Annotated in this window: 23 protein-coding genes and 2 pseudogenes; 5 read left to right on the top strand and 20 right to left on the bottom strand. The window is 72.5% G+C overall.

The genetic code is table 11. The annotated features are described in order from the left end of the window. Nucleotides 1–18 precede the first annotated feature (18 nt). The 7 genes from ACZZ0J_RS01860 to ACZZ0J_RS01830 form a co-directional block, all read right to left on the bottom strand. On the bottom strand, nt 19–978 hold the full coding sequence (locus tag ACZZ0J_RS01860; protein WP_123340501.1) for a helix-turn-helix transcriptional regulator: 960 nt from the start codon (nt 976–978) through the stop codon (nt 19–21). A gap of 113 nt (nt 979–1,091) precedes the next feature. Further along, nucleotides 1,092–1,505 (bottom strand): ATP-binding protein, encoded by a 414-nt coding sequence (locus ACZZ0J_RS01855; protein WP_111085614.1) that lies wholly within the window; start codon nt 1,503–1,505, stop codon nt 1,092–1,094. Continuing rightward, nucleotides 1,505–1,840: an STAS domain-containing protein gene (locus tag ACZZ0J_RS01850; RefSeq protein ID WP_123340500.1), complete on the bottom strand. Its 336-nt coding sequence runs from the start codon at nt 1,838–1,840 to the stop codon at nt 1,505–1,507. Before ACZZ0J_RS01850 ends, ACZZ0J_RS01855 begins: the two co-directional genes overlap by 1 nt. A gap of 60 nt (nt 1,841–1,900) precedes the next feature. Next, nucleotides 1,901–3,109, bottom strand: coding sequence for a multidrug effflux MFS transporter (locus ACZZ0J_RS01845; protein ID WP_463434444.1), 1,209 nt, complete (start codon nt 3,107–3,109; stop codon nt 1,901–1,903). Between the two features lie 113 nt (nt 3,110–3,222). Beyond that, nucleotides 3,223–5,880, bottom strand: coding sequence for a phosphoenolpyruvate carboxylase (locus ACZZ0J_RS01840; RefSeq protein ID WP_463434442.1), 2,658 nt, complete (start codon nt 5,878–5,880; stop codon nt 3,223–3,225). 260 nt (nt 5,881–6,140) lie between these two features. Beyond that, complete coding sequence (locus tag ACZZ0J_RS01835) at nt 6,141–6,434, bottom strand: DUF2470 domain-containing protein (RefSeq protein ID WP_214547084.1); 294 nt, start codon at nt 6,432–6,434, stop codon at nt 6,141–6,143. Beyond that, a complete protein-coding gene (locus ACZZ0J_RS01830) occupies nt 6,431–7,114 on the bottom strand; it encodes a biliverdin-producing heme oxygenase (protein WP_463434439.1) in 684 nt (227 codons plus the stop codon). Before ACZZ0J_RS01830 ends, ACZZ0J_RS01835 begins: the two co-directional genes overlap by 4 nt. 58 nt (nt 7,115–7,172) lie before the next feature. Between ACZZ0J_RS01830 and ACZZ0J_RS01825 the strand changes: the two genes are divergently transcribed. Beyond that, nucleotides 7,173–8,018: a siderophore-interacting protein gene (locus tag ACZZ0J_RS01825; protein ID WP_463434437.1), complete on the top strand. Its 846-nt coding sequence runs from the start codon at nt 7,173–7,175 to the stop codon at nt 8,016–8,018. A gap of 539 nt (nt 8,019–8,557) precedes the next feature. Continuing rightward, entirely contained in the window at nt 8,558–8,905 is a 348-nt protein-coding gene (locus ACZZ0J_RS01820; RefSeq protein ID WP_463434435.1) for a GIY-YIG nuclease family protein, read from the top strand. A 63-nt stretch (nt 8,906–8,968) separates the two neighbouring features. On the opposite strand, the gene ACZZ0J_RS01815 is transcribed toward ACZZ0J_RS01820, so the two are convergent. The 4 genes and pseudogenes from ACZZ0J_RS01815 to ACZZ0J_RS01800 form a co-directional block, all read right to left on the bottom strand. After that, nucleotides 8,969–10,519 (bottom strand): GMC family oxidoreductase, encoded by a 1,551-nt coding sequence (locus ACZZ0J_RS01815; RefSeq protein WP_463434433.1) that lies wholly within the window; start codon nt 10,517–10,519, stop codon nt 8,969–8,971. 781 nt (nt 10,520–11,300) lie between these two features. Further along, nucleotides 11,301–11,969: pseudogene (locus ACZZ0J_RS01810) on the bottom strand (alpha/beta fold hydrolase); the annotation flags it as partial. 76 nt (nt 11,970–12,045) lie between these two features. Then, entirely contained in the window at nt 12,046–13,014 is a 969-nt protein-coding gene (locus ACZZ0J_RS01805) for a hypothetical protein (RefSeq protein ID WP_463434431.1), read from the bottom strand. Nucleotides 13,015–13,063: 49 nt separating this feature from the next. Then, complete coding sequence (locus tag ACZZ0J_RS01800) at nt 13,064–13,315, bottom strand: DUF4287 domain-containing protein (protein ID WP_463434429.1); 252 nt, start codon at nt 13,313–13,315, stop codon at nt 13,064–13,066. A 131-nt stretch (nt 13,316–13,446) separates the two neighbouring features. Between ACZZ0J_RS01800 and ACZZ0J_RS01795 the strand changes: the two genes are divergently transcribed. From ACZZ0J_RS01795 to ACZZ0J_RS01785, 3 genes and pseudogenes are all read left to right on the top strand, one after another. Then, entirely contained in the window at nt 13,447–14,631 is a 1,185-nt protein-coding gene (locus ACZZ0J_RS01795; RefSeq protein ID WP_463434427.1) for an amino acid ABC transporter permease, read from the top strand. Continuing rightward, nucleotides 14,631–15,206: pseudogene (locus ACZZ0J_RS01790) on the top strand (amino acid ABC transporter ATP-binding protein); the annotation flags it as partial. The gene ACZZ0J_RS01795 and the pseudogene ACZZ0J_RS01790, both read left to right, overlap by 1 nt. 250 nt (nt 15,207–15,456) lie before the next feature. Beyond that, nucleotides 15,457–16,488 (top strand): transporter substrate-binding domain-containing protein, encoded by a 1,032-nt coding sequence (locus ACZZ0J_RS01785; RefSeq protein WP_194648283.1) that lies wholly within the window; start codon nt 15,457–15,459, stop codon nt 16,486–16,488. 367 nt (nt 16,489–16,855) lie between these two features. Here the strand turns inward: ACZZ0J_RS01785 and ACZZ0J_RS01780 are convergent, their stop codons facing one another. From ACZZ0J_RS01780 to ACZZ0J_RS01740, 9 genes are read right to left on the bottom strand one after another with little or no spacing between them, the layout of a single operon-like run. Beyond that, nucleotides 16,856–18,028: an LLM class flavin-dependent oxidoreductase gene (locus tag ACZZ0J_RS01780; RefSeq protein ID WP_463434424.1), complete on the bottom strand. Its 1,173-nt coding sequence runs from the start codon at nt 18,026–18,028 to the stop codon at nt 16,856–16,858. Then, nucleotides 18,025–19,653: an ABC transporter substrate-binding protein gene (locus ACZZ0J_RS01775; protein ID WP_463434422.1), complete on the bottom strand. Its 1,629-nt coding sequence runs from the start codon at nt 19,651–19,653 to the stop codon at nt 18,025–18,027. Before ACZZ0J_RS01775 ends, ACZZ0J_RS01780 begins: the two co-directional genes overlap by 4 nt. Then, nucleotides 19,650–21,287 (bottom strand): dipeptide ABC transporter ATP-binding protein, encoded by a 1,638-nt coding sequence (locus ACZZ0J_RS01770; RefSeq protein ID WP_463434420.1) that lies wholly within the window; start codon nt 21,285–21,287, stop codon nt 19,650–19,652. Before ACZZ0J_RS01770 ends, ACZZ0J_RS01775 begins: the two co-directional genes overlap by 4 nt. After that, nucleotides 21,284–22,177, bottom strand: coding sequence for an ABC transporter permease (locus tag ACZZ0J_RS01765; RefSeq protein ID WP_463434419.1), 894 nt, complete (start codon nt 22,175–22,177; stop codon nt 21,284–21,286). The genes ACZZ0J_RS01770 and ACZZ0J_RS01765 overlap by 4 nt, the downstream gene beginning before the upstream one ends. Next, nucleotides 22,174–23,148: an ABC transporter permease gene (locus tag ACZZ0J_RS01760; protein ID WP_463434417.1), complete on the bottom strand. Its 975-nt coding sequence runs from the start codon at nt 23,146–23,148 to the stop codon at nt 22,174–22,176. The genes ACZZ0J_RS01765 and ACZZ0J_RS01760 overlap by 4 nt, the downstream gene beginning before the upstream one ends. Next, nucleotides 23,145–24,194, bottom strand: coding sequence for an LLM class flavin-dependent oxidoreductase (locus ACZZ0J_RS01755; RefSeq protein ID WP_463434415.1), 1,050 nt, complete (start codon nt 24,192–24,194; stop codon nt 23,145–23,147). Before ACZZ0J_RS01755 ends, ACZZ0J_RS01760 begins: the two co-directional genes overlap by 4 nt. After that, nucleotides 24,163–25,599 carry an NtaA/DmoA family FMN-dependent monooxygenase gene (locus ACZZ0J_RS01750; protein ID WP_463434413.1) on the bottom strand — a complete coding sequence of 479 codons (1,437 nt, stop codon included), beginning with the start codon at nt 25,597–25,599 and terminating at the stop codon, nt 24,163–24,165. Before ACZZ0J_RS01750 ends, ACZZ0J_RS01755 begins: the two co-directional genes overlap by 32 nt. Then, entirely contained in the window at nt 25,596–26,501 is a 906-nt protein-coding gene (locus tag ACZZ0J_RS01745) for an LLM class flavin-dependent oxidoreductase (protein ID WP_463434411.1), read from the bottom strand. The genes ACZZ0J_RS01750 and ACZZ0J_RS01745 overlap by 4 nt, the downstream gene beginning before the upstream one ends. Next, the gene (locus ACZZ0J_RS01740; protein WP_463434409.1) at nt 26,498–26,827 is read right to left on the bottom strand and encodes a hypothetical protein; all 330 of its coding nucleotides are present in this window, start codon (nt 26,825–26,827) and stop codon (nt 26,498–26,500) included. Before ACZZ0J_RS01740 ends, ACZZ0J_RS01745 begins: the two co-directional genes overlap by 4 nt. Nucleotides 26,828–26,830 lie beyond the last annotated feature (3 nt).

Raw genomic sequence — 26,830 nt, 5'->3', positions numbered from 1 at the left:
AGCGAACCCCGGACAGGGCTAGCGCTGCAGGGTGTCGCGCGGGTACTCGGAGAAGCGCGCTGCGTACGCCGCCGAGAACCGGCCGAGGTGTGCGAAGCCCCACCGCATCGCCACGCTCGCCACGGTCAGGTCGCCCGTCGACGCACGGCGGAGCTCCTCGCGCACCCGGTCGAGACGGATCCCGCGGAGCATCGCGTTCGGGGCGGTGCCGACCTGCCGCTGGAACGCCTGCTGCAGACCGCGGACGCTCAGTCCGACGTGCTCGGCGACGTCGGTGGTCGAGATCGGCGTGTGCGCGAAGGCGTGCATGTACTCGACGGCCTCGCGGACGCGACCCGTGGCGCCCTGCGGCAGGGGGACGTCCGGGGCCAGCAGCTTGTGCGGGAAGGTCCGGAGCAGGGACTGGGCGGTGTCCCGGGCGACCTCTGCAAGGGCGAGCGAACTGACCGACGCCCGACCGAGCACGACCGCCGCGGCACGCTGGACCTGCGCGTTCCAGCCCCGGAGTTCGGCCGTGCGTGGCGTCGCCGTGTGGTCGAAGACGAGCGGACCCGGCTGCGCACCGTGGACCTCGGCCGCGACGCGCTCCAGGGCGGTGCGGTCGAACTGCACCAGGCTCTGCCGGACGTCCTGCAGGTCGAAGGCGAACGGCCGGCCGGTCGGGAACATCATCGGGCTGGCGGGCGTGAACGCGACCTCTTGCCGGCCGATGTCGACGCGCCCGCCGCCGTCCGTGGTCCACATGACGACGTACTCGTCGCGGACGTCCAGCTCACCCTGCATGCGGGCGTCGAATCGGGTCGATCGGAACGACATCACGTCGTCGCCGACGACGCGGAACCGGTACGCGAACGGTCGCTCCGTGCGGGTCGCGGTGAAGCCCACACTGGCGTAGGCGTCCTCGTACATGTGCACGGCAGCGTCGAGATCGGCCCCCGACGTCTCGAAGCTGATCCTGGGATCCGGTTCGGCTGTCATCGCGCGAATCGTGACACGGCAGCCAGGAACCCCGGGAATCCCCCGCGGCTCCTTGCGGATTGTGGCCCACGGAGTGCGCGAGACGGACGAAGAGAACGGTCGCGTGGTGACGGTCAGTGACGGGCGCGCAGGACCGTCCACCGGTTCTCGTCGGCGATCCGCTCGTACCGCAGGTCGTCCACGACCATCCGGACCAGGGCGAGGCCGCGGCCGCTCTCGGCGAGTCCGTCGGGCAACTCGGCCGACTCGGTGTCCACGGTGGCAGCGACGCCGTCGTCGGAGAGCAGTGCCGCGAACCGGTCCGCTCCGATCTCGAGGCGCAGGCGGCAGGAGACTCCCTCCGGGCGTGTCCCGTGCTCGATCACGTTCGAGGTCAGTTCGACGATCGCGAGCTCGAGGGCCATCCGGTCCTCGACGGAGACCGAGGGTTCGTGCTGCCACACGCCCGCCAGGAACTCGTGCACGGCGGACACGTCGTCCGGCGGGCACGACAACGCGAGCGTGTGCTCGGCGGCCGAGGCGGTCATCACCAGTCGGTGACCGCAGCGTCCCCGTCGGGGTACGTGCGGAGGATCTTGTCGATGTTGGAGAGCTGCAGGACCATCTGCACCTGCTCGGACGGCGCCGCGATGCGGAGGTCGCCGCCCGCCTGCCGCGCGGTCTTCAGGCTGCCGACCAGCGCGCCGAGCCCGGACGAGTCCATGAACTCGACACCGGAGAGCTCGACCACGACGCGGGCACGTCCGTCGTCGACGACCTTCGTGACCGCCTCGCGGAACGCGGGGGCGGACACCATGTTGAGGCGCCCGCTGCACTCGAGTACCGCGGTGTCGGGCTGCGCTTCGTGTACGACGATGTCCATGCCGGGTGGTCTCCTCTGATCGGTGCGCCTTGCAACCAGCAACCTACCGGCTCCGCCGTGTCAGGTCCCGCTGCGGTCCCGACGCGTCGCGGTGACCTGCACCACGACGGCTGCGGCCATGAGTGCCGCCATGACCCCGCCCATCGCCAGTGCGGTCCCGCCGAGCGCGCCGGCGAGCGGTGTCCCGAGGCCGCCGATCCCGAACGTCAGGCCGCCCTGCAGGGCCGCGGCCGTCCCCGGGTGCGCCGCCCCGACGTGCTGCGTCCGGGTCATCGCGGCGGGCAGCACGAAGCCCCACGCACCCGTGACGACCGCGAGCGCGCACCAGACCGGCACCGGACCGAGGTCGAGCAGCGCCGAGACGAGGACCGCCGCCGCACCCGCGGTGCCGACGAGCAGTCCGACGGTGAGCAGGGAGTCCTCGGAGAACCGTCCGACGACCCGGCCGAACACCAGCGTGGTGACGATCATCATCGAGGCGTTCGTGGCGAAGACCAGCGTGTACATGCCCTCGGAGAAGCCGAACTGGGTCTGGAACACGAACGAGCTGGTCGCGATGTACGCGAAGAACCCCACGGTGGACAGCACCCCGCTCAGCACGTAGGCCCGGAACCGCGGGATCGCCAGCAGTTCGCGGATGCGTCGACCGTTCGCGGCGAAGCCCACGCCCCCGCGTCGCTCCGGCGGCAGGGTCTCGCGGAACCGCAGCACCACCATCGCGAAGAACAGCGCGCCGAGCACCGCGAGCACGACGAACATGATCCGCCACGTGCCGAACGTCAGCACGGCGCCACCGGCCAGGGGTGCCACGACAGGGCCGATCGCGTTGATCGCGGCGAGCGTGCCGAAGACCTTCGCCATCCGCGTCCCGCTCGCCACGTCCGACACCATCGCCCGGCCGGCGACCGCTCCGGCCGCTCCGCCGAGCCCCTGCGCGATGCGGGCGAGGACGAGCGTGACGACGTCCGGCGCGAGGGCGCACCCGACCGAGGCGAGCGCGAACACCGCCGTGCCGACGACGAGCATCGGCCGCCGGCCGACCCCGTCGCTGACGGGGCCGACGAGCAACTGCCCGACCGCGAAGGCGACGAGGAACGCCGTGAGCGACAACTGCACGGCACCGGGGGACGTGCCGAGGTCGTGGGCGATCTGCGGGAGCGCCGGGATGTACATGTCCGTGGCGAACGGCGACACCCCGATGATGAGGGCCAGCGGCACGATCGGCGGCAGGGTGGTCGTGGTCGGCTTCCGGGTGCGCTCCGTCGTCACGACCGACACGCTACGCGCACCCGAATCGATTCGACGGGGGTACGGCGTGCGCGCAGGCGGACAGGAGGCCCGTGGCGGCACCGCCACGGGCCTCCTGTCCGCCTCGGCCGGCGTCAGCCGGTGTTCTGCAGGCCGGCGGCGATCCCGTTCACGGTGAGCAGGAGCAGACGGTGGTCGGCGTCGGTCGGGTCGGTGCTGCCCGTCGTCCGGATGGACCGGAGCGCGCGGAGCTGCAGGTGCGACAGCGCGTCGACGTAGGGGCTGCGCAGGCGCACGGCCCGGGCCAGGACCGGACGGTCCTCGAGCACGTCGCTGCCGCCCGAGATCCGGAGCACCCAGTCACGGGTCCGCGTCATCTCGTCGAGCACCTTGGCGGCGAGGTCGTCGCGGTCGGCGAGCTCGAGGTACCGGCGGGCGATGTGCTCGTCGGTCTTCGCGAGCGACATCTCGACGTTCTTGATCATCGCGCCGAACAGCGGCCACTCGGCGTACGCGGCCCGCAGGACGTCGACGTCGCCGACCGCCTCGAGCGCGGAGCCGAGCCCGTACCAGCCGGCCAGGTTGATCCGCGCCTGGGTCCACGAGAACACCCACGGGATCGCCCGGAGGTCCTCGAGCGACTCGACCGACAGCCCTCGGCGGGCCGGGCGGGAGCCGAGCGGGAGCAGCCCGATCTCCTCCATCGGGGTGACCCGAGCGAACCACGGAGCGAACCCGTCCGCCTTGACCAGCTCGTAGAACGCGACGCGCGACACGTCGTCCAGCTGCTGCGCGAGGTCGGCGAACCGGGTGGCAGCAGCGGCCGTGCGCGCCTCGTTGGACGGCGACGACGCGAACAGGGTGGCCGAGGCCATCTGCTCGAGGTGACGGGCCGCGATGTCCTGGTCGCCGTACTGCGCGAAGATGACCTCGCCCTGCTCGGTGAGCTTCAGGCGACCGTCGATCGATCCCGGCGGCTGCGCGAGGACGGCCTCGTTGGCCGGCCCGCCGCCGCGGCCGAGCGAACCGCCGCGGCCGTGGAACAGGGTGAGCTCGACCTCGTTGTCCCGTGCCCAGTCGGCGATGCGGGCCTGGGCGTCGTAGAGCGCCAGGTTCGCGGAGACCGGACCGACGTCCTTCGACGAGTCCGAGTAGCCGAGCATGACCTCGAGCCGACGGCCGGTCGCGGCGAGACGACGCTGGAACGTCTCGGTGCGGACGGCCTCGTCGAGGATGTCGACGCTGGCGTGCAGGTCGGCGAAGGTCTCGAAGAGCGGGATGACATCGAGCACCGGTGCAGCCTCGGGCGAGCCGAGTGCGGCGACGGCGAGCTCGTGCACGTTCGCCAGGTCCGCCGCCGACTGCGTGAAGGACACGATGTACCGGCTGGCGGCACGGACCCCGTAGCGGTCCTGCAGGTCGGCGATGGTCCGGAAGACCGCGAGGACCTCTTCGGTGGTCTCGCTCAGCGCGCCGCCGGCCCGGATCTCCGCCAGGGCGGTGCGGTGCACCTGCGAGTGCTGCCGGACCTCGAGCTCGGCCAGGTGGAACCCGAAGGTCTCGACCTGCCAGATGAGGTTCTGCAGCTCGCCGTTCGCCGGCCGGATCGCGCCGGCGGCCACGAGCGACGCCTGGATCGTCCGGAGGTCGTCGAGCAGCGCCTCGGGTCCGTCGTACGCGAGCGGCGTCGCGCCCTGGCGGGTGGCGTCGATGCGCGCGGCGGTGAAGAGGAGCGCGCGACGGTGCGTCTCGTTCGGGGCGCGGACACCGATGCGCTCGGCGATGCCCGGGTCGAGCGACTCCTGCGCCGCCACGAGCGCGGTGAGTCCGGCGTCGGCCGGGGTGTCGCTCGCGTCGAGGGTCAGGGCACTGCCGATGCGGGTGGTGGCGCGGGTGAGCCCGATCAGGATGTGCTCGGCCGCGATCTCCGCAGCCTGGCGCGTGATGTCGGCGGTCACGTGCGGGTTGCCGTCGCGGTCACCACCGATCCAGGTGCCGAACCGCACGAACGCGGGCGCCGTCACCGGTGCACGTCCGGCGTCGTCGCCCTGCAGCCGGTCGTCGAGCAGGCGGTAGACCTGCGGGACGATCTCGAACAGCGTCTGGTCGAAGACGCTCATGGCGGTGCGGACCTCGTCGAGCGGGGTCGGGCGGGTCGTGCGGAGCGGCGAGGTGCGCAGGAGCGTCGTGATCTCCTCGAGCAGCCGTCGCTCGTTCTCGGCACGCGCCGTGGCGTTCTTCGAGCGGTCGCGCTCGTCGATGAGGTCCGTGATGCGCCGCACGCCCGTGGTCACCGCACGACGGCGGGCCTCGGTCGGGTGCGCGGTCAGCACCGGGTGGAACCGCAGCGTCCGGAGTCGCTCCGCCGCCTCGGCCTCGCCGACCTCGGCCACGAGTTCCGCGTAGGTCGCCGGGAACGAGTCGCCGGCCAGGCCGCCGTCGTCGCCGCGCTGCCGGAGCACCCGCACGCGGTGGTGCTCCTCGGCCAGGTTCGTGAGGTGGAAGTACGTCGTGAAGGCCTGCGCCACCGCTTCGGCGCGCTCGGCCGACATCGCGGACACGAGGGTCTGCGCGCGGGCAGCACCCTCGGCGTGGTCTCCCTCGTAGGCGTCGATCACGGCCGCACGCAGCGACTCCACGTCACGCAGCAGCTCGTCGCCACCGTTCTCGCGCAGCACCCGGCCGAGCAGGTTGCCGAGGTAGCGCACGTCGGCGCGCAGGTCACTGTCGACCGCGCCGCTGACGTCGTCCCGAGCGCGCTCATGGCGCGCCGATCCGTCGATCGCCGTCATGGGGTCCTTTCGGGGTCGTCCGGGAACACCGTCCCGGCTCCGAGCAGCGTATCGGCCCGCGGCCACCCGTGACGTCGACCGTCCGGACGGACCAGCGGGCAGGGCACCCCGAACGCGTCGGCGCGCAGCGCGGGCATGCAGGAGGGACGCCGGGATCGCGACGCGTGGCGGGAGCACCCCTGCAGTTGCGACGCGGTCCGCGATCCCGGCGGGTCTGTGGTCGGCGCGGATCGGCTCGGATCAGCGCGGATCAGCTCGGTTCAGCTCGGTTCGGCGAGCTGGGCCTGCGCGGCGGAGTGGACCTCGACGATCTGCACCCGCGCCGAACGGCGGTCGGTCAGCGGCGACGTCCAGGGCACGATGACCTGTTCCTCGTCGCCGTCGTCGAGCCGGGCGATCCAGACACCGGCGATCGCGTCGATCTCGGTCATCGTCGCGGCCACGGCGGTCGCGGCCCCGTTCGCACGGACGATCGCCAGGTTGTCGGCCGCGTGGTCGGCGTTCATGTGCCGGAGGACCGCGCGGCGCGCCTCGTCGTCGAACGGCTCGGTCACGCGGTCACCGCCACGTCGCCGACCCCGTCGGTGACCGGACGACGCCGGGCATCGAGCCCCTCGAGCAGGCCGTTGTTGAGCGAGTACGCCAGTTCGACCTCGGCGATGACCCGCTCCTGCTCCTCGGCCGTCCACGGCGCCGCGTCGAGCTGCGCGCGGTAGGTGTCCTTGAAGGCACTCGGGTCCGCGACCTGGTCGAAGATGTAGAACAGGACGCCGTTCGTGTCGAAGCCGAACTGGTCGGAGAGCATCCGCCCGATCATCTGCCCGCCGGACAGGTCGCCGAGGTACCGCGTGTAGTGGTGCGCGACGAAGCCGCCCGGCCACTCGGCCGCGACCTCGTTGAGCCGCCGCACGTACGCCGTCGTGGCGGGGAGCGGGCAGACCAGCTCGGACCAGTCCGGGCCGATCAGGTACTCGAGGTCGGCACGGATCGCCGGCATCCGGGTGAGCTGCGAGGTGACGAACGGCGCCGCCACCGGGTGGTCCGCCATCCGTTCGGCCGCACGTTCGAGGGCGTCGTAGACGAACGAGTACTGTCCGAGCAACGCCGCGTAGTCGGCGACGTCGCACTTCCCGCCGAGCAGGTCGTGCATGAAGCCGTTCCCGGCCGAGGAACCGTGCGAGCGACGCGTGCGCTTGCGCAGCAGCTCGGAGAACGGGATGACGGTCGTGTCCATGAGGTAAGGCTAACCTTAGTTCGACAAACGTCAAGCAGGAGAGAGGACGCTCGTACCGATGAGCTCCAAGCCCAAACGCCCACAGCACGTCTTCGTCGTCGACCGCACCGAGCGACTGTCGCCCCACATGGTGCGCGTCCACCTCGGCGGACCGGCCTTCGACGCCTTCGTGGGCACCGCCGACCCGGACAAGCTGGCCGCCACTGACAAGTACGTCAAGCTCCTGCTCGCCAAGCCGTCGCTCGGCCTCGAACCCCCGTACGACCTCGAGGAACTGCGCGAGACGCTGCCGAAGCAGGACCGACCGGCCTGCCGCACGTACACGGTGCGGGCTGTCGACCACACCGCGAAGACGATCGCCGTCGACTTCGTCGTGCACGGCGACGACGGACTCGCCGGGCCCTGGGCCGCAGCGGCGCAGCCCGGCGACAAGCTCGCGCTGTCCGGTCCCGGCGGTGGCTACGCGCCCGTCGACGACCCGGACGTCACCCACGTCCTGCTCGGCGACGACAGTGCCCTGCCGGCCATCGGCGCCGCGCTGGAGTCGATGTCCGACACCGCCACGGGCGTCGCCCTGGTCGAGGTGGCCGGCCCTGCCGACGAACAGGAGATCGCGCACCCGGCGGGGGTCGACCTGCGGTGGCTGCACCGCGACGCCACCGGCGCCCAACCGGGCACGCTCCTGCTGGAGGCGGCCCGGGCGCTGCCCTGTGCCTCCCGGCCGGTCCAGGTGTTCGCACACGGCGAGCGGACCGCGATGAAGGCGATCCGTCGGCTGCTGCAGGACGACTGGGGGCTGGAGAAGCGCGAGATGTCGCTGTCGGCGTACTGGGCGCTCGGCCGTGGTGAGGACCAGTTCCAAGAGGAGAAGCGCGAACCGGTCGGCGTGATCTTCACCGACTGACGGGTCTCGGCCTGCACGGTTCTTCCCAGAGCTGTTGCGATGGGAAGCGGGAACGGGCGTACCTGGTCATTCCAACCGACCAGGTACGCCCGGTTTCGGTAGGTGCGCACCGGTTCGGCGTGAGTCCGCCTGGTTCGGGCAGGTACGCTCGGTTCTTCCCAGAGCGGATGCGATGGGAAGCGGAAACGGGCGTACCTGATCGTTCCAACCGACCAGGTACGCCCGTTTCAGGCAGGTACGCGCCGGTCCGGCGCGGGTGCGCGGGTGCGCCGGGCGGCCGGGAGGCTCGGGGGCGTCGGTGGGTCGGGCTAGCGTTCCGGCATGGTCACCTCGTCGTGCTGCGTGCCGGGTTGTGCGGGCCCCGCGGCGGACGCCCTCGCGGGCGTACCCTTGTGCGCGACGCACGTCTCGCTGGTGACGGAGTTCGCGGCCGAGCACGTCGGCGTCGAGGACGCCCTGCCGGGGCCGTGCCCGGTGTGCGGAGCCCGCGTCGGGGTGCGGTTCCCAACGGCGTTCGTCTGCGCGCGCTGCGAGTGGCGGTGGGGCGACGTGCCCGACGGCGACCTGGCTCCCCGCGGGTCGACGTCGTGTACTACCTGCGGATGCGCGACGACTTCGGCGACCGGGTGAAGATCGGCACCACGATGAACCCGAGGCAGCGGCTGGCCGCGATCCCGCACCAGGACCTCCTGGCGTTCGAGCGGGGCGACCGGACGCTCGAACGTCGGCGGCACGCCCAGTTCGCGGCCACTCGGTACCCCGGCACCGAGTGGTTCCGGGCGACACCGGACCTGCTCGCGCACGTCGACGCCGTCGCCGCCGGTGTGGACGACCCGTGGGACCTGCACGCCCGGTGGACGAGCGAAGCACTGGCCCTGCGCGGCTGACCGAGCGGGCCGGAGCGCGTCCGCGCCGGCGGCCCGCCCACGTCGGCGGCCCGCCCACGCAGGTCAGGCCGCGCGGAGCATCCGGTCGGCGGTGCGCAGGGACAGCGCCATGATCGTCAGCGCCGGGTTCGCGATGACGGCGCTCGGGAACACCGAGTTGTCGGCGATCCACAGGTTCGGGACGTCCCACGAGCGGCCGTCCGGGTCGACGACCGAGGTCTCGCGGTCCGCGCCCATGCGTGCCGTGCCGATGGTGTGTGCGGTGCGCTCGAGGACCCGGACGTCCCTGCCGCCGGCGGCCTCGACGATGGTCGTCATGGTGCGGATCGCGTGGCGGCGGATCGCGTCCTCGTTCGCGCCCGGGGTGAACGAGACCCGGGCACGAGGCACGCCGTGCTCGTCGACCTCGTCCGCGAGGACCAGCCGGTTGTCGTCGTAGGGCAGGCACTCGGCGTTGATGCCGACACCCGCCGAGTGCGGGTAGTCCTGCAGCGCCCGCACGAGCTCGGCGCCGCGCAGGCCGCCGCCCCGGATGAGCGTGTTGGCGAAGGTCTGCGGCTGCACGCCGAGGCTCTGGATCAGGTACCCGCCGGCGAAGTCCGCGTCGGCGGGGCGGACGAAGTCCTCGGTGATGATCGACGACGGGTAGCCGCGGTAGGAGCGCATCGACTCGTCGAACCGCGCCCAGACCTGGGTGGCGCCGTGCGCGGTGAAGTTCCGGCCGACCTGGTCGTTGCCGTTCGCGAGCCCGGTGTGCAGCAGCAGGCGTGGGGTCTCGATGCCGCCGGCGGCGAGCACGAGGGCACGGCAGCGCTGCCGGTGTTCGCGGCCGCCGTGGGTGTACAGCACGGCGCTGACCTCGCCGGAAGCGTCGAGCTCGATGCCGTGCACGAACGAGTCCGGCCGGATCTCGGCGCCGAACGCCACCGCCGCGGGCAGGTAGGTGGTGTCCATCGAGACCTTCGCGCCGTTGCGGCAGCCCTGGTGGCACGAGCCGCAGGCGACGCAGGCGTGCCGCAGGCCGTGGTGCTCCTGGTGGCGGTCCTCGGTGGTGAGCCCGACGGGGGCGTCGGTCGCGGTGATGCCAGCGGCCGCTGCCCCGCGCATCATCATGTCCGACGAGGCGTTGCGCGCCGGCGGACGCATCCGGTAACGGCGCGACGGGTCCCACGGGTAGTGCTCGGGTCCGGCGACCCCGACGTCGTGCTCGACCTGCTCGATCCAGCCGGTGAGCTCGGCGTGGCTGATCGGCCAGTCCTCGCCGACACCGGACGCGGAGCGGAGCGACAGGTCGTGCGTGCTCGGACGCGGGGTGAACGCGCCCCAGTGCAGCGTCGAACCGCCGACCCCGGTGCCGCTGTTGTTCGGTCCGAACGCCGTCGGTGCGCCGCCGCCGCTCAGCCGCTCGTCCATCCAGTTGATGTCCCCGGGGGCGGCGACCTCGTCGGGCACGTGCTCGCCCGGCTCGGTGTTGCGACCGGCCTCGAGGGCGACGACACGCAGGCCACGTCGGGCCAGGGAGGCCAGCAGGGGCGCTCCGCCGGCTCCGGTGCCGACGACCACCACGTCGACGACGTCGTCCGTGCCGTACGTGCGCTGTCCGTCGAGTCTCATCGTGCTGCTTCCGTCGTCGTGGTGCCGTCGTGGGTGTCGTCGTGCGTGTCGTCGCGGGTGCGCTCGCGGCGGTCGGGGCCGCTGGCTCCCAGGCCTCGCGCTGATCGGCGGCGAGCAACTGGAAGCCCTGCTTGCGGACGCCGTCGCCCTCGTTCGCGAAGCCGTCGAAGTCGATGGCCGCCATCGTCGCGGGGTGCGCGAGCCAGTGCTTCACGAGGTCGACGCTGGCGTCCTCGTACCAGGCGCGCAGCTGCGCTGCGTCCATCTCGGTGTCCAGCACGGCGTCCACCACGGCGTCGCTTCCGGCGTCGGGCACACCGTCGGTGCCGTACCGACCGGCGGCCACGTCCTGCAGGGCGTTGTCGAGCACGCCGTCCTGTGCCGGCCCGGCGAGCACGTCGAGCGCCGCCCGGTACGCCTCGAGGTCGGAGGGCATGCCGTCGACGCGCCATCCGTCACCGAGCCCCGCGGCGAGCTGGTCGTCGACGCGCAGGGCGAGGTCCACCTGACCATCGCCGGGCTGCGGCACGACGATGCGCGCGATCGCACGGAGGGTGTCGAGCTGCCGAGCAGTGAGTGCTCGCGGTTCGGCGGACGGGTCGTCGGGCAGCGCGCGGGCCGCCAACAGGGAACGCATCCGCGCGCTGACCCGCGGCGAGGCGATCACCCGTGCCTGCTCGACGGGCACGACGGGCGCCCCGGTGAACCGGCGGGTCCAGAAGTCGCGGATGCGGTCTGCCACCGCCTCGGGCCGCTCCCACGGCAGCAGGTGGGCAGCACCCTCGACGACGTGGAGCTCCGAGTCGGGCCAGTGCGGCAGCGTCAGGCGCCGCTGTGCCTCGGCGTCGAGGTCGCCGTCCTCGGCACCGGCGAGCACGAGTGCCGGCACGGGGTTCGGGGCCGCGTCGGACCAGTCCTCGCGGCTGCCGCGCGTGAGCCACGCGGTCCACGCGCCGGGGTCGGCGCGCTCGACGTCCTGCACGGCCGTCGTGTGCCGCTCGGGTGCCAGGGTGGACGCGGTGTTCGCGTCGACGAACTCGGCGGCGTGGGCCGCGCTGATCGGGCCGTCCGCCGCCCAGGACAGCATCGCGGCGCGGCGGTCGTCGTCCATCGGCTCGGGCGCCAGCGGCGAGGCCGCGAGCAGCACCACGGCGCGCAACCCGAACAGGCCGTTCGCGCCGGACATCGTGCGGTCCGCGACGACCGTGGCGACCTTGCCGCCCATGGAGTGACCGACCAGCACCCACTCGCTCGCACCGCTGGCGCCGATCGCGCGCTCCACGAGCACGGCCATCTCCTCGACGGTGGTGCCGGACGACGCCGGGCTGCGGCCGAAGCCGGGCAGGTCGATGCCGATGAGTTCGAGGTCATCGCGGATCAGGGCGCGGCGCAGCAGGGCGAACTCCTCGGAGCTCGCCCCCAACGCGTGGAGGCAGAACGCAGGGGTCACTCCTCTTGCCTACCGGTCGCTCCGTGGCGGACCCAGGCGGCGTGTACCCCGTCGGCCGATCTTGTCCCCCGATCGGTCACCGTGCGTACGCGTCCACGAAGAGGTCACCGCGGATCTCCCGCAGGGTGTCGGCGAGCCGGTCGACCGTGCGGCCGGAGATGCCGGACACCTGCAGGTCGTACGGCCCGAGCGCCGGCAGGCGTCCGGTGCGGATGCGCACGACCTCCCAGCCGACGGCACGGACGGCGCGGTCCTTCCTGCGGTCGGTGTCCTGCCGCGGGCCGACGTGCTCGAGGCCGTGACGGCCGGTCGAGTCGTACTCGATCGCGACGCGCAGCTCGGGCAGGATGATGTCCGGCCAGACCTCGACGTGGTCGAAGAACGGTCGGTCGAGGCGGATCGCGGAGTGGTCGTAGGTGAACGCGAACCGGTCGGACAGCGCCGCGCGGAGCTCTGCCTCGACCGCGGACGCCGTCGCCGGGGCGCAGACGCTCGTGAAGGACTCGCCCGAGGGCAGCCGCGGGGTCTCCGGGCAGATCGTGCGGGGCACCGGCTGACTCGGACGTCGCGGCGTGCCCGGCGCCGGTCGACGTGCACGGGTGCGGCTCGAGGCGACGGCACCCGCCGGGGTGCCGCGGGAGGGCGCGGCCGGCAGGGTCTGTCGGCCGGTGGCCCGGACGACCCGCTGCGGCACCGGCACCCGCGACGGCCAGTCGGACGGCAGGACCGGCCAGCGCTGGGGCTGCGCCTGCACCGCGCACTCCGGGCACCACACCGAGCGCCGGCGTTCACGACCCGGTCGGGACCGCTGTTCGGACGGCGTGGCGACGAAGACGTGGCCGACGTCGCACTCCCACGTCAGCAGGACCTCGGCCGCCGGCGGGACCTGGGTCAGGACGACGCCGTGGTTCCAGTCCGGGTGGTACTGCCGGATGAGCACCGGGTACGGCGCCCAGTCGGCGCGGAACTGCCCGACGGCGTACGGCACCGCCTCGCCGCGCGACCACTGTCGGCGGCGCCACCACGCGTCGACGGGTTCGGCCACGTCCACACGCTAGGCACCGCCACCGACACTGCGGGAAACCGGGGTGCACTCAGCCCGCGAGGGCCTGCTTGGCATACGCGACGAGCGCGTTCGCGTGGCCGTGGCCGAGCCCGTGCTCGGTCTTCAGCCAGGTGACGACCTGCATGTGCGGGTGCTCGTCGAGCTGCTCGGCGACCAGGTCGAGCCACTCCTGGACCGCGCGGCCGTAGGTCTTCTCGATGCTCGGGAAGTACGACGCCGGCCCCTTCGCCGTGCTGCCGTCCGCCGGGGGCGCTGGAGCGGTCACGCGGTGCGCTGTCATGGCAGAACAGTACTGCGCACCCGGCGTCACGGAACGTCATGCGCGCGTCGACTGTGACGCAGGGTTCCGTCCCGTAGCGGTGTGTTTCACGGTGCGTTGTCCAGGCACCGCGACCCTTCTACGGTCGCGACATGACCGACACCAGAACGGGACTGCCCCGCGACGCGACCAGCGCCGTCGCCGGCACCGACGGGGTCGACGCGACCGGCGTCGACCACGCGGCCGGAACGCCGGGCGCACCACGGGCCTCCCGGCCGACCGTCGCGAGCGACGCGACCGACGCGACCGACGCGACCGACTCCTCCGTGGGCGCCGCCGGACGCGCCGCGCTCGACCGACCCGTCCTCCCGTTGCGGCACCCGCTGCGCTGGATCGCCGCAGCCGTCGTGCTGGTGGTGCTCCTGAACTTCGTCGAGACGCTGTTCACGAACGAGTCGTGGGGCTGGCCGGCCGTCGGGAAGTGGCTGTTCAGCCCGGCGATCCTGACCGGCCTGCAGCTCACACTCGTCGCGACGGCGCTCAGTGCGGTCATCAGCTTCACCGGCGGCATCGTCGTCGCGATCGCCCGGCTCTCGCGCAACCCGGTGCTGTCCGGGTTGGCGTGGGGCTACGTCTGGCTGTTCCGCTCCGTGCCGCTCATCCTCGTGCTCGTCTTCCTGTACAACCTCGGGTCGCTGTACCCGACGATCGGCATCGGGATCCCGTTCGGGCCGCAGGTCGAGGTCACCACGGCCAACGTCCTCGGCGACCTGGCCATCGGGGTGATCGGCCTGAGCCTGAGTGAGATCGCCTACGCGTCCGAGATCGTCCGCGCCGGCGTGCTCGCCGTCGACCACGGCCAGCACGAGGCAGCGCAGGCCCTCGGGCTCCCCCGACGTCGCCAGTTCGTGCGGGTGATCCTGCCGCAGGCGCTGCGGTCGATCGTGCCGGCGTTCGTGAACCAGGTCGTCGGGCTGCTCAAGGCGTCGTCGCTGCTGTTCTACGTGTCGCTGCTCGACCTGTTCGGGGTCGTGCAGAACCTGTCCAGCACCTACCCGACCGACATCATCCCGCTGCTCGTCGTCGCGACGCTCTGGTACCTCGCGCTCACCAGCGCGGTGTCGGTCGTGCAGTACTACGTCGAGCGGTGGACCGCCCGCGGCTCGGTCCGGGCGTTGCCGCCCACGCCGTTCCAGCGGGTGCGGGCCGCCGTGCGTCGCGGTTCCGGACGTGGGTCGGGACGGCCTGGAGGCCCGGATCGCCTCCGGCAGGCCGCCTCCGCCGCGCGCGGGGTCGCGTCCGGCCCCGCTTCCACCATCGACGACAGGACCATCTGATGAGCGCAGCGATCAGCATCCACGGAGCCGTCAAGGCGTTCGGTGACACGGTTGTCGTCGACGGCGTCGACCTGTCGTTGCCGTCCGGGAGCGTCACCGTGGTGCTCGGCCCCTCCGGGTCCGGCAAGTCCACGCTGCTGCGCGCGATCAACCACCTCGAACCGCTCGACCGCGGCGTCGTCACGGTCGGCGGCGAGACGATCGGCGTCCGGCTCCGGACCGGGCGCGACGGGGTGCCCCGGTACAAGGAACTGCCCGAGCGCCTGATCCTGCGGCAGCGGTCGCGGATCGGCTTCGTGTTCCAGCACTTCAACCTGTTCCCGCACCTGACCGCGCTCGAGAACGTGGCCGAGGGGCCGATCGCCGCCGGGGTCCCCCGTGCCGTGGCGCGCGACCGCGCGGCGGCCCTGCTCGAGCGCGTCGGACTCGGCGACCGTGGCGACACCCGGCCGCGGCAGCTCTCCGGCGGGCAGCAGCAGCGCGTGGCCATCGCGCGGGCCCTGGCGCTCGAGCCGTCGGTCGTCCTGCTCGACGAACCGACCTCGGCGCTCGACCCGGAGCTCGTCGGCGAGGTGCTCGGGGTCATCCGGGGGTTGGCGGACACGGGCACCACGCTCGTCATCGTCACCCACGAGATCGCCTTCGCCCGCGAGGTCGCCGACCACGTCGTGTTCCTCGACCACGGCCGCGTCGTCGAGCAAGGCTCCCCGCCCAGGTGCTCGACGATCCGCAGCACGCTCGCACGCGGGACTTCCTGTCCCGCGTCCGCTGACGCCGTCCCCTCGACGTTCCCTTCTTCCCCTTCCACCCGATCCCAGGAGAACCATGTCCCCCACCACCCCCGCACGCTGGCGGAACCGCGCCGGCGCCCTCGTCCTCGCCACCGGAGTCGTCGTCGCCCTCGCCGGGTGCGCCACGTCGGCGACGGCCGGCTCCGGCTCCGGCTCCGGCTCCGGCGCGTCCGACGGCACGGTCACGATCGGCGCCGCGTCGAACGGTGCCGCCACCGAGACGAAGGTCACCGTCGACGCAGACCAGAAGCTGCACGACGAACTCCCCGCGTCGATCAAGAAGTCCGGCAAGCTCGTCGTCGGCATCGGTGCGCTGCCGGCCGGGTTCCCGCCGCTCGCGTTCACCGGCGACGACCAGAAGACGCTGACCGGCTCCGAGCCCGACCTCGGCAGGCTCGTCGCCGCGAAGCTCGGCCTCGAAGCCCAGGTGCAGAACGCCACGTGGGACAACCTGTTCGTCGGGATCGACGGCGGCAAGTACGACGCCGGGTTCTCGAACATCACGGTGACCGAGCAGCGCAAGGAGAAGTACGACTTCGCCTCGTACCGCCAGGACAACCTCGCGCTGCAGGTGCCGGAGGACTCCTCGTTGACGTTCGACGGCGACCCGTCCGTGCTCGCCGGCAAGACCGTCGCCGTCAGTTCCGGCACCAACCAGGAACTCATCCTGCTCGGCTGGAAGGCCGACCTCGCGAAGCAGGGCAAGACGATCACGATCAAGTACTACCCGGACGGCAACGCCGTGAAGCTGGCGCTCGACTCCGGCAAGATCGACGCGTACTTCGGGCCGAACCCGACGGTCGCGTACCAGAACACGTTGAGCGCGGACGGCGCGAACCCCACGAAGACGGCCGGCACGTTCTCCGGCGCGGGCGGGGACCTGCAGGGGCTCATCGCGGCGACGACGAAGAAGGACAGCGGGCTCGCCGAGCCCATCGCGGACGCCATCGACGAGCTCATCGACGACGGCACCTACGCCAAGTGGCTCAAGGCCTACAACCTGTCGAACGAGGCCGTGGAGCACTCCGAGGTCAACCCCGAGGGGCTGCCGCTCGACGCGAGCTGAGCCGGGCCCGGGCGACTCGGAACGACTCGGAACGACTCCTCGATGTCACACGACGTCGAGGGAGTCGTTCTGTGCGCGCGGTGGTCGGCGCCGATGCGGAACGACATCGTCGACGTCGGACGACGACCATGGTGTCGCTCGTTGCGCGTGCATCGTCCGACATTCCACGAGGTGATCGACGGGTGCATCGTCGGAACATGCACACGCACCGACCGCGCGCACCGAACCCGAACGACATCGTCGACGTCGCACGACGACCACGGTGTCGCTCGTTGCACGCGCCACCGGTTGCACGCGCGCACGAACGACGAGCCCGATGTCGTGCGACATCGAGCTCGTCGTTCCGGATCGACCCGGACCAGTACGGTCAGCGCACCGCGGCACCCACGCCAGCCGCCGCACGCGCAGCACCAGCACCCGCACCCCGCGCAGCCCACTCCGCGGCGAGCAGCTCGTACGAACGCACCCGGGCGTCGTGGTCGTGCGTGATCGTCGTCACCAGGAGCTCGTCCGCGCCGGTCGCCCGCTGCAGGACCTCGAGGCGGTCCGCGACGGCCGCAGCATCGCCGACGAACCGGGTGGCGAGCCGATCGGCGACCGATGCCGCCTCCGCTGCAGCGAGCGGCGCAGCCCGTGCCGCGGACGGCGTCGGGTACTCGATCGCCCCGACGCCGGAGCGGATCGAGTGCACCCACTCCGCGTACCCGAGGGACAGCTCGGCGGCCTCGGCCTCCGTGCGCCCGACGACGACGTCCGCCGACACGATGACGTGCGGTACCTCGAGCACCCCCGGGCGGAACGCGTCGCGGTAGGCCTGCACCGACGCCAGGACCGTGCCGGGCGACGTGTGGTAGTTCGCGCCGTACGGCAGTCCGAGTGCTCCGGCGACCCGGGCGCTCTCGCCGCCGGTCGACCCGTGGATCCACAGTTCGACGGACGCTCCTGCTGCCGGCGGCGCCTCGACGACGGCGCCGTCCCGCGACCAGGTGCCGGCGAACAGCGACCGGATGAGCGACAGCTCGCCCTCGAACCGGTCGACGTCACCGGGGACGCGTCCGAGCATCTCCCCCTGCAGGGCGAACCGGCTGCCCGGTGCGATGCGGAAGTCGAACGGTGCGGGCACGAGCAGTCCGTCGACGACCTCGTCCGAGCGGGGCGCGAGCGACGGCGGCTTGGCGGTACCGGGTGCTGGCGCCCCGGAGCGGCCGAGCCCGAGGTCGATCCGCGGCCCGTACAGCGCAGAGAGGGTGCCGAAGGTCTCGGCGATCTGCAGCCCGCGGACGTTGCCGACGAGCGTCGCCGCGCTGCCGACCCGGATCGTCGACGTGGCCGCGGCGACCGCTCCGATCACGATGGTCGGCGCGCTGCCCGCGACACCGGGGTTGAGGTGGTGCTCGGCGAGCCAGTAGCGGGCGTACCCGGCGCGTTCCGCGGCGACGGCGAGGTCGACGGTGCGGTGGAGCGCCGTGGCTGCGGACGATCCGGCGGTGACCGGCACCAGGTCGAGCACCGAGAGCGGGACGGAGCGAGCGGCGCTCACGAGGCGTCCTTCCACGCGCCGGTCAGCTGGTCGAGCCGCGTGTCGGCGCCGAAGACGATGCCGTGCACGTCCGTCGCCGGCGCGATGATGCTGGTGAGTTCGTGCACCGGGACGAAGTCGACCTGGGACGCGATGCGCTGCTGGATCTCCCCGAAGGTGGCCGACCGGTCGGACGCCGACGACTGCGACAGCTCCTTCGTGAAGAGCGCGTCGAGCGTCGTGTCCGACGCACCGATCGACTGTGCACCCGAACTGGAGAACTTCGACCGCAGGACGTCACCGTCGGCGCGCGAGCTGTTGTCCCACGACAGGTCCCAGTCGCCGCTCGTCAGGTTGGCGAGGTACTGCGGCACGGTCCCGCTCTCGAGGGTGACGCCGACGCCGACCTTCCCGAGCTCCTGCTGGATCAGCTCGAGCGACGTCTGGTTCGGTCCGAAGTTCGTGATCCAGACGAGCTTGAGCTGCAGCTTCGTGCCGTCCTTCGTGCGGATGCCGTCGGAGCCCTTCTCCCACCCGGCGGCGTCGAGCGCCTTCTTCGCCGCGGCGGGGTCGTACGAGATCGTCGACGACGTGTCCGCGTACCCGGGCGTCGTCGACCCGAGGACCGAGTTCGCGACCGTGAACAGGTCGTTGAGCGCGGTGTCGCGGACCGCCTTCGGGTCGACGGCCTGTGCGATCGCCTTCCGGACGACGAGGTCGGACACGATCGGGCGCTTCTGGTTGAACGTCAGGCCGAACACCTGGCCCGGGTTGGCGCGGGTGACGAGGTCGTACTGCGCCTGCAGGGTGTCGACGTCGCTCGGCTGCACGCTGCTGATCGCATCGAGCTGCCCGGACTGCAGGCTGCCGGTGCGGACGCTGGCTTCGGGGACGACCTGGAACGTCACCTCGGACAGGTGCGCTGCCCCGTCGTTCGACCGCGCGGCGGGGCCCCAGTCGTAGTCCTTGCGCTTCGTCAGGACGGTGGAGGTGTTCTTCGTGTACGACGACAGCGTGAACGGTCCGGTTCCGATCACGGCCTTCCCGTCGGCGCGGTCGTCGAACAGGGTCTCGGTGGTCTTCGGGGCGACGATGCCGAGGGCGACCGACGCCGTGGCGTTCGGGAACGCGGCGTTCGGCGCCCCGAAGTCGACCTCGACCGTGTCGTCGTCGACGACCTTCGTCCCCTCGTAGCCGGAGAAGTACGCGGCCGCCGTGCTCGATGCGCCGGCCGAGGCGATGTCGTCGAAGGTGTCCTTGACGGCCGTCGCGTCGAACGCGGTGCCGTCCGAGAACGTGACGCCGGAGCGCAGGTCGAACGTGAACGCGGTGGCGTCGGCGTTCGCCGAGTACTTGGTCGCGAGCCACGGCGTGAGCGAGCCGTCGGACGGGTCCTGCCAGAGCAGCGAGTCGACGAGCTGCCGGGTGATCGCGAACGTGTCGTTGCCCGCGCCGGTGCCCGCCGGGTTGAGCGTGATCGGGTCGTTCGCGATGGCGTACGTGAGCGAGCCGCCGTCGACGGGCTTCGACGACGACGAGGACGTCGACGCGGTGCCGCCCGACGAGCAGCCCGCCATGACCAGGGCCGCCGCGGTGCCGGCCGCGATCGCGGCCACCAGACGGAACGGGGTGCGGTGGGTGGTCATGAGACTCCTTCGGTGGTGGGGACGCGCCGGGACCGTCCCGGGATCGCGTCGAGCAGTGCGCGCGTGTACTCGTGCTGCGGGTCGTGCAGCACCTGCGCCACGTCGCCGTGCTCCACGACGCGGCCGCCGCGCAGGACGGACACCTCGTGCGCGATGCGACGGACGACGGCGAGGTCGTGCGAGATGAACAGGTAGGAGACGCCGAGCGTCGACTGCAGTTCCGCGAGCAGGTCGAGGATCTGCGCCTGGACGGACACGTCGAGGGCGGAGACGGGTTCGTCGAGGACGATGAACGACGGGTCGAGTGCGAGCGCCCGGGCGATCGCCACACGCTGCCGCTGTCCGCCGGAGAGCTCCGCCGGTCGACGACCGAGCACGGACGACGGCAGTGCGACGAGGTCGAGCAGCTCCGCCGCCCGAGCCGCGCGGGACCGCCGGGTGCCGATGCCGAAGGCCGCGAGCGGGTCCGCGATCACCGCTCCCACCGACAGCCGCGGGTGCAGGGCCGCGTACGGGTTCTGCTGCACGATCTGCGCCTGCCGCCGGTACGCCCGCAGCGCGGCACCGCGGGCTCCACCCACGTCGGCACCGTCGAACCGCACGCGGCCGGCGTCCGGGCGTTCGAGTCCGAGCACGAGGCGCGCGGTGGTCGACTTGCCCGAACCGGACTCCCCCACCAGCGCCAGCGTGCGGCCCCGCGGGACGGTCACGTCCACCCCGTCGACGGCGGTCACGCGGTCGAAGGACTTCCGCAGTCCGGTCGCGACGACGAGTGGGTCGGGGCGTCCGGACGGGAGGTCCGTGGCACGTCCCACGGACACGGTCACGTCGTCGAGACTGGGCGCCGCTGCGATCAGTGCGCGCGTGTACGGCTCACGGGGTGCGCCGAGCACCTCGGCCGGGGTGCCCTGCTCGACGATCCGTCCCTCGGACATCACGACGATGCGGTCGGCCCGGTCGGCGGCGACCCCGAGGTCGTGCGTGATGAACAGCACGCTCGTGCCCCGTTCGGCGACGAGCCGGTCCAGGTGGTCGAGGATCGTCCGCTGGACCGTGACGTCGAGCGCGCTCGTCGGTTCGTCCGCGACGAGGAGCTCCGGGTCGCCGATCAGGGCGATCGCGATGAGCACCCGCTGCCGCATGCCGCCGGACAGCTCGTGCGGGTACTGCCGAGCACGGAGTCCGGGTCGGTCGATTCCGGCACGGCGGAGCTCCTCGACGGCGCGTTCCCGAGCCTCGGCACCGGTGGCGAGTCCGTGGATCCGGAGCACCTCGGCGACCTGGGTGCCGATCCGCGTCACGGGGTTGAGCGACACCGTCGGGTCCTGCGGGACGAAGCCGATCCGGACGCCGCGCACGGACCGCACCTGGCGGTCGGTCGCGGTGACCAGGTCGAGGTCCCCGGATCCGTCGGCCACCCCGGAGAGCCGCACCGTGCCTCCCGTCAGGTCCGCCGCTGCGGGCAGGAGCCGGAGGACCGCGTGCGCCGTCGTCGACTTGCCCGAACCGGACTCGCCGACGATGGCGACGCGCTCGCCGCGGCCGACGTCGAGCGAGACGCCGTGCAGGGCGGTGCGCGCGCTGCTGCCCCGGCCGTAGGTGACGGTCAGGTCCTGGATGCTGAGCAGGCTCATCGGACGGCCCTCCGTTCGGTGTCGAGTGCACGGGCGACGCGGTTGCCGGCGAGCACCGTGACGGCGATCACGAGGCCGGGGATGGTCGTGAGCCACCACGAGGACGCGATGAAGTCGCGCCCGGTGGCGACGAGCGAGCCCCACTCGGGTTGCGGCGGCTGCGCGCCGTACCCGAGGAAGCTCAGGCTCGAGACGGCGAGGATCGCCGTGCCGAACTCGAGGGCGGCGAGCACCAGGACGGGCCCGGCCGCGTTGGGCAGCACGTGCACGAGCAGCACGCGCCACCAGCGGTTGCCGTTCGCGCTCGCCGCCTCGACGTACGGCGCGGTGCGGACCCGGACGACCTCGGAGCGCATGATGCGCGCGATCGTGGCGATGCTCGCGACTCCCACCGCCACCGCGACGTTCACGGTGCCGAAGCCGAGCACGGTGACGATCGTCAGCGAGAGCAGCAGGCTCGGGATCGCGAGCAGGACGTCGGCGACGCGCATGAGCACGGCGTCGACGGCCCCGCCGACGAAGCCGGCGACGAGCCCGACGAGCGAGCCGCCGACCAGCCCGATGACGATCGCGAGGACCGCGGCCTGCAGTGTGAGCGCGGTGCCGTGCACGACGCGGGCGTACAGGTCGCGGCCCAGCTGGTCGGTGCCGAACCAGTGCGCGGCGTCGGGAGCGGTGAGCTTCGCGGCCGGGTCGGCGGCGAGCGGGTCGTGGTGGGTGAGTGCTCCGGGCAGGAGCGCGGCGAGCACGACGAGGGCGAGCCAGACGAGCGCGACGGTGAGCGTCGGGCGGGCGATCAGTGCGCGGAGGGCGGGCGCGGTGCCGCCGGGCACGCGGTCGGTGGCGAGCGACGCGGGGCGCCCGATGGCGAGCTGCGTGGTCTCGGTCATGCGGGGACCGCCTTCGGTTCGGTGGCGCTGGAGGGGCTGGTGCGAGCGACGACGACGCGCGGGTCGAGCAGCGGGTACACGAGGTCGACGACCAGGTTCACCACGACGAAGACCGCGGCGGCGAGCAGCACGATGCCCTGCACGACGGGGATGTCCTGCTGCTGCACGGCGGTGGCGGTGACCCGGCCGAGGCCCGGGCGGGAGAACACCGTCTCGGTGACGACGGTGCCGGAGAACAGCTGTCCGACGATGAGTCCCGTCACGGTGAGCGCGGGCAGCGCAGCGTTCTTGAGCGCGTGCCGGAGCTGCACCCGCCACCGCCCGGCACCCTTGGCGTACGCGGTGTCCACGTACGGCTCGCGGAGGGTCTGGACGAGGGACTTCGACAGCAGCTGGGCGATCGTGGCACCGGTCGGCAGCGCCAGGGTGATCGCCGGCAGCACGACCGATGCGGGACCCTCGCCGCCGAACGCCGGGAAGACGTGCAGTCCGAACGAGAACCACTGCACCAGCAGCAGCGCGAACCAGAACCCGGGGACGGCGACGCCGATCAGGGGCAGCTGGAGCAGGAACTGACCGAGGGCCCGGTTCCGGGTCCACGTCGCCAGGACCGCGATCCCGCCGCCGAACACGATCGCGAGCACGAGGCCGGCGACCGCGATCTGGGCGGTCGGCGCGATCGCTTCGCCGATGACGTCGGCGACCGGTCGACCGACGCCGATCGAGCGGCCGAGGTCGCCGGTGAGCAGGGCGCCGAGGTGCTGGACGTACTGCACGAGCACCGGCTGGTCGAGGCCGTACTGGTGCCGGAGCGCGTCGAGCTGCGCCGCCGTGACGTCGGTGGCGTCCGGGCCGACCATGATGCGGGCCGGGTCGCTCGGCAGCACGTAGAGCACGAAGAACGAGATCGTCCACGCCGCCCAGAGCACGAGCACGGCCTGACCGATGCGGGAGAGTACGTAGCGGGTCACGCCGCCACCGCCGTCCGGGCGGGCGTCCACCCGAGCGCCGGTGCGACCTTCGCCACGACGTCCGAGACGATCTGCTCGTACTCGTCACCGGCGAACTCGTAGGGCAGCTCGATCCGGAACTCGTCGACCTCGGCGAGCGTGGCGTCGTGCACGAGCTGCTCGACGATCTGCTCGGCGGGCCCCACCAGGTCGGCGGAGAACAAGGTCCGCCGCGGTCCCTGGGGCGCGGTCTGCCGTGCGAGACGGGATTCGTACCAGGTGCGGTACCGCTCGCGCGAGACCCGGTCGGCCGAGTCGGTCGGCACGACGCACCGGCCCCAGGCCACGCGGGGCGTGCGGCCGGTGGGCAGCGCGGCGCGGTACGCCGCGAGCTGGTTCCGCTGAGCGGTGCCGTAGTCGTCGGTGTCCTCGCCCGAGGTGAGGTTGCCGAGCAGCAGGTTGAGCCCGGAACTGCCGGCGAACGCGGCCGACCGGAGCGACCCGCCGCCGTACCAGACCCGGTCGACCAGGCCCGGCGCGTACGGCTGCAACCGGGGGCGCTGGAGGTTCCCGGGGCTCTGGATGACGGTGCCGTCCGCGCCGAGGAACGCGCCGCGCAGGTTCTCCACGAACCGGGACACCCGCCCGTACCCACGGTCGAACGCGCGCCAGTCGCCGTCGAACACCAGATCGCCGAGGATCTCGGCGTGCGGCGAGCCGGTGGACAGGCCGACCTGCAGTCGACCGTGCGCCAGGACGTCGGCGAGCGAGAAGTCCTCGGCCAGGCGGAAGGGACTCTCCCACCCGATCGGCACGACGGCGACGCCGAGCTCGATGGACGTGGTGCGCTGCGACGCCGCCGCCAGGAAGACCGCGGCCGAGCCGATGCCGTGCTCGAGGTGTCGGTGCCGGACCCAGGCACCGTCGATGCCGAGCCGCTCGGCCGTGGCGAAGAGGTCGAGGGTGGCCTCGAGACCGTCGGCAGGGCGTCGTCCTCGAAGTTGCCGGGGACGAGGATCGCGAGGCTGGAGATCGTCACGCGAGCACCCCGGCGGACGCTGCCGCACGCGCCGGACCCGCCGCTGCGGCCGTGCGTGCGGCGGCCGATCGGTCGCGGATCGTGCCGGGCAGGTCGAGCGTCTGCCGGAGGGTCGCACCCTCGTCGTAGGACTGCCGGTAGACGCCGCGCTCCTGCAGCAGCGGGACGACCGTGTCGACGAACTCGTCGAGGCCGTAGGGGTTGGTGTGCGGCACGACGACGAACCCGTCGGTGGCGCGCTCCTGCACGTACCGGTCGATCTCGGCGGCGATGTGCGACGCCGTCCCGACGAACCCGCCGCGGGTCGAGGCGCGGATGACGAGGTCGCGGATGGACAGGTGCTCGGCCTCGGCCAGGTCCCGCCAGGACTGCACGAGCGCGGGGACGTCGCGGGTGTGCCGTGCGCGCCCGCGGGTGATCGCGGTGCCCTCGTAGTCGGGCTCGACCGTCGGCAGCGGGCCGTCGACGTCGTACGACGACAGGTCGCGGTTCCAGACCTGCTCGAGGAACGCGATCGCCGTGGCCGGACTGACCTGGGCACGACGGATGGCGTTCGACCGTTCTTCGGCGTCCTCCGCCGACGACCCGATCACGAACGTCGCGCCGGGCAGGATCTGCAGCTCGTCCTTCGACCGTCCGACCCGTTCGAGCCGCTCGGTCACGTCGCGGTAGAACGCCTGCGCGTCGTCGAACTCGGTGTGCAGCGAGAAGATGACCTCGGCGTTCGTGGCGGCGAGGTCGCGCCCCTCGTCGGAGTCACCGGCCTGCACGATCACCGGGTGCCGCTGCGGACTGCGGGGCACCGGGAACGTGCCGGTGACGTCGAACTGCGGACCGTGGTGGTCGACGTCGCGGATGCGCGACCGGTCGGCGAACACGCCGTCCGCCAGCTCGCCGACCGCGGCGGTGCCGGCGACGACGGCGTCGGGCTGCCACGAGTCCCAGAGTTCGCGGGACAGCGCGATGAACTCGGCGGCGCGCGTGTACCGGTCGGCGTGGTCGAGGAACCCGCCGCGGCGGAAGTTCGCGCCGTGGAACGCGTCCGAGCTCGTCACGACGTTCCAGCCGGCACGACCGTCCGTCAGGTGGTCGAGCGTAGCGAGCTGCTTCGCGAGCTCCACGGGCTCGTTGAACGTCGTCTGCAGGGTGCCGACCAGCCCGATGTGGTCGGTGACCCCGGCCAGGGCAGCCAGGACCGCGAGGGTGTTCGGGCGCCCGACCACGTCGAGGTCGTGGACGCGGCCCTTCTGCTCGCGGAGCCGCAGGCCCTCGGCGAGGAACAGGAAGTCGAAGAACCCACGCTCCGCGTTGCGGGCGAAGTGCTCGAACGACGAGAACGCGATCTGGCTCTCGGCGCGGTCGTCGCTCCAGATGGTGGTGTTGTTGACGCCTGGGAAGTGGGCGGCGAGGTGGACCTGACGCTTCGTGCTCATGCTGAGACCCCCGAGGGAACTGGACCGGTGACGGACGGACGGGCGTACCGGCTGACCGCCGGGGCGATGCCGAGCCGCGTGCGCAGGTCGGCGGTGGGACGGGACGCCACGTCGGCGCGGAGCCCGGCCGTGACGAGGGCGGGGACGAGCTGCCTGGCGATGGCGGTGCTGTCGATCGGGATGCGCAGCGGGCGGAGCCGGACGCCGGCGAAGCCGAGGCCCCGCAGATCCCCGATCAGCGACACGAGTTCGGGCACCGTCGTCGCGAGCACGGACGTGTCCGACCCGGAGCCGACGGCGTACGGGGTACCGGCAGCGGCGTCGAGCGCGGCGAGCTCGTCGGCCGCGGCAGCGGTCGACGACCCGATCAACACCGCGAGGTCGGCGAGGACCGGGCGACGGACGTCCGACCCGGCCACCTGCTCGAGGTGACGGACCTCGTCCAACAGGTCCAGCGCCTCCCGGCCCTGGTACCCGGGCGTGACGAGCACGACGTCCGCAGCGTCGACGGCGAACGCCGCTGCGTCGGCGCGGTGGGCCAGGACGAAGACCGGCGGACGCCCCTGCGGCGACCGCGGCACGATCGACGCGCCGTGGACGGACAGGTGACGGCCCGCGTACTCGGCGTTGTGGATCCGGTCGCGGTCGATGAAGCGGCCGGTCGTGACGTCGCGGATGATCGCGTCGTCGTCCCAGCTGTCCCAGAGGCGGGAGACGACCTCCGCCGCCTCGCGGGCCTCGTCGAACAGCGTGGTCGCGTCGTCGCCGCCGGGTCGACGGCCGAACAGGGCCGATTCGCGGGGCGTCGGGCTCACCTGGATCCGCCACCCGGCTCGCCCCAGCGAGACGTGGTCGAGGGTCTGGAGGCCCGTGGCGACGTGGAACGGCTCGGTGTGCGTCACCGAGACGGTCGGCACCAGACCGACGGCGCGGGTCGCGGGGCGACCGCGTTCGCGACGAGGAGGGCGTCGAGGCGTCCGACGACGGTCGTGGTGTCGAGGTCGTGGTCGGCAGCCGTCGGGCCTGGGCCTGCCGGGCGCGTCGGGCCCGCGGTGAACGAGTCCTCGATGGTGACGGCGTCGATGCCGAGCCGGTCCTGCTCGACGACGACCTCGCGCCAGTGCCGGAGGCTCGACAGGCGCTGCGCAGCCGGGCCGGCGACGCGCCAGGCGGCGGGGTGCCAGCCGGCGCCCTGCAGCGCGGTGACGAGGGTGATGCGGTCGGGCATGGC

The sequence above is a fragment of the Curtobacterium sp. AC272 genome, assembly GCF_979258155.1.
This window is presented reverse-complemented; position numbering and strand designations above follow the sequence as displayed.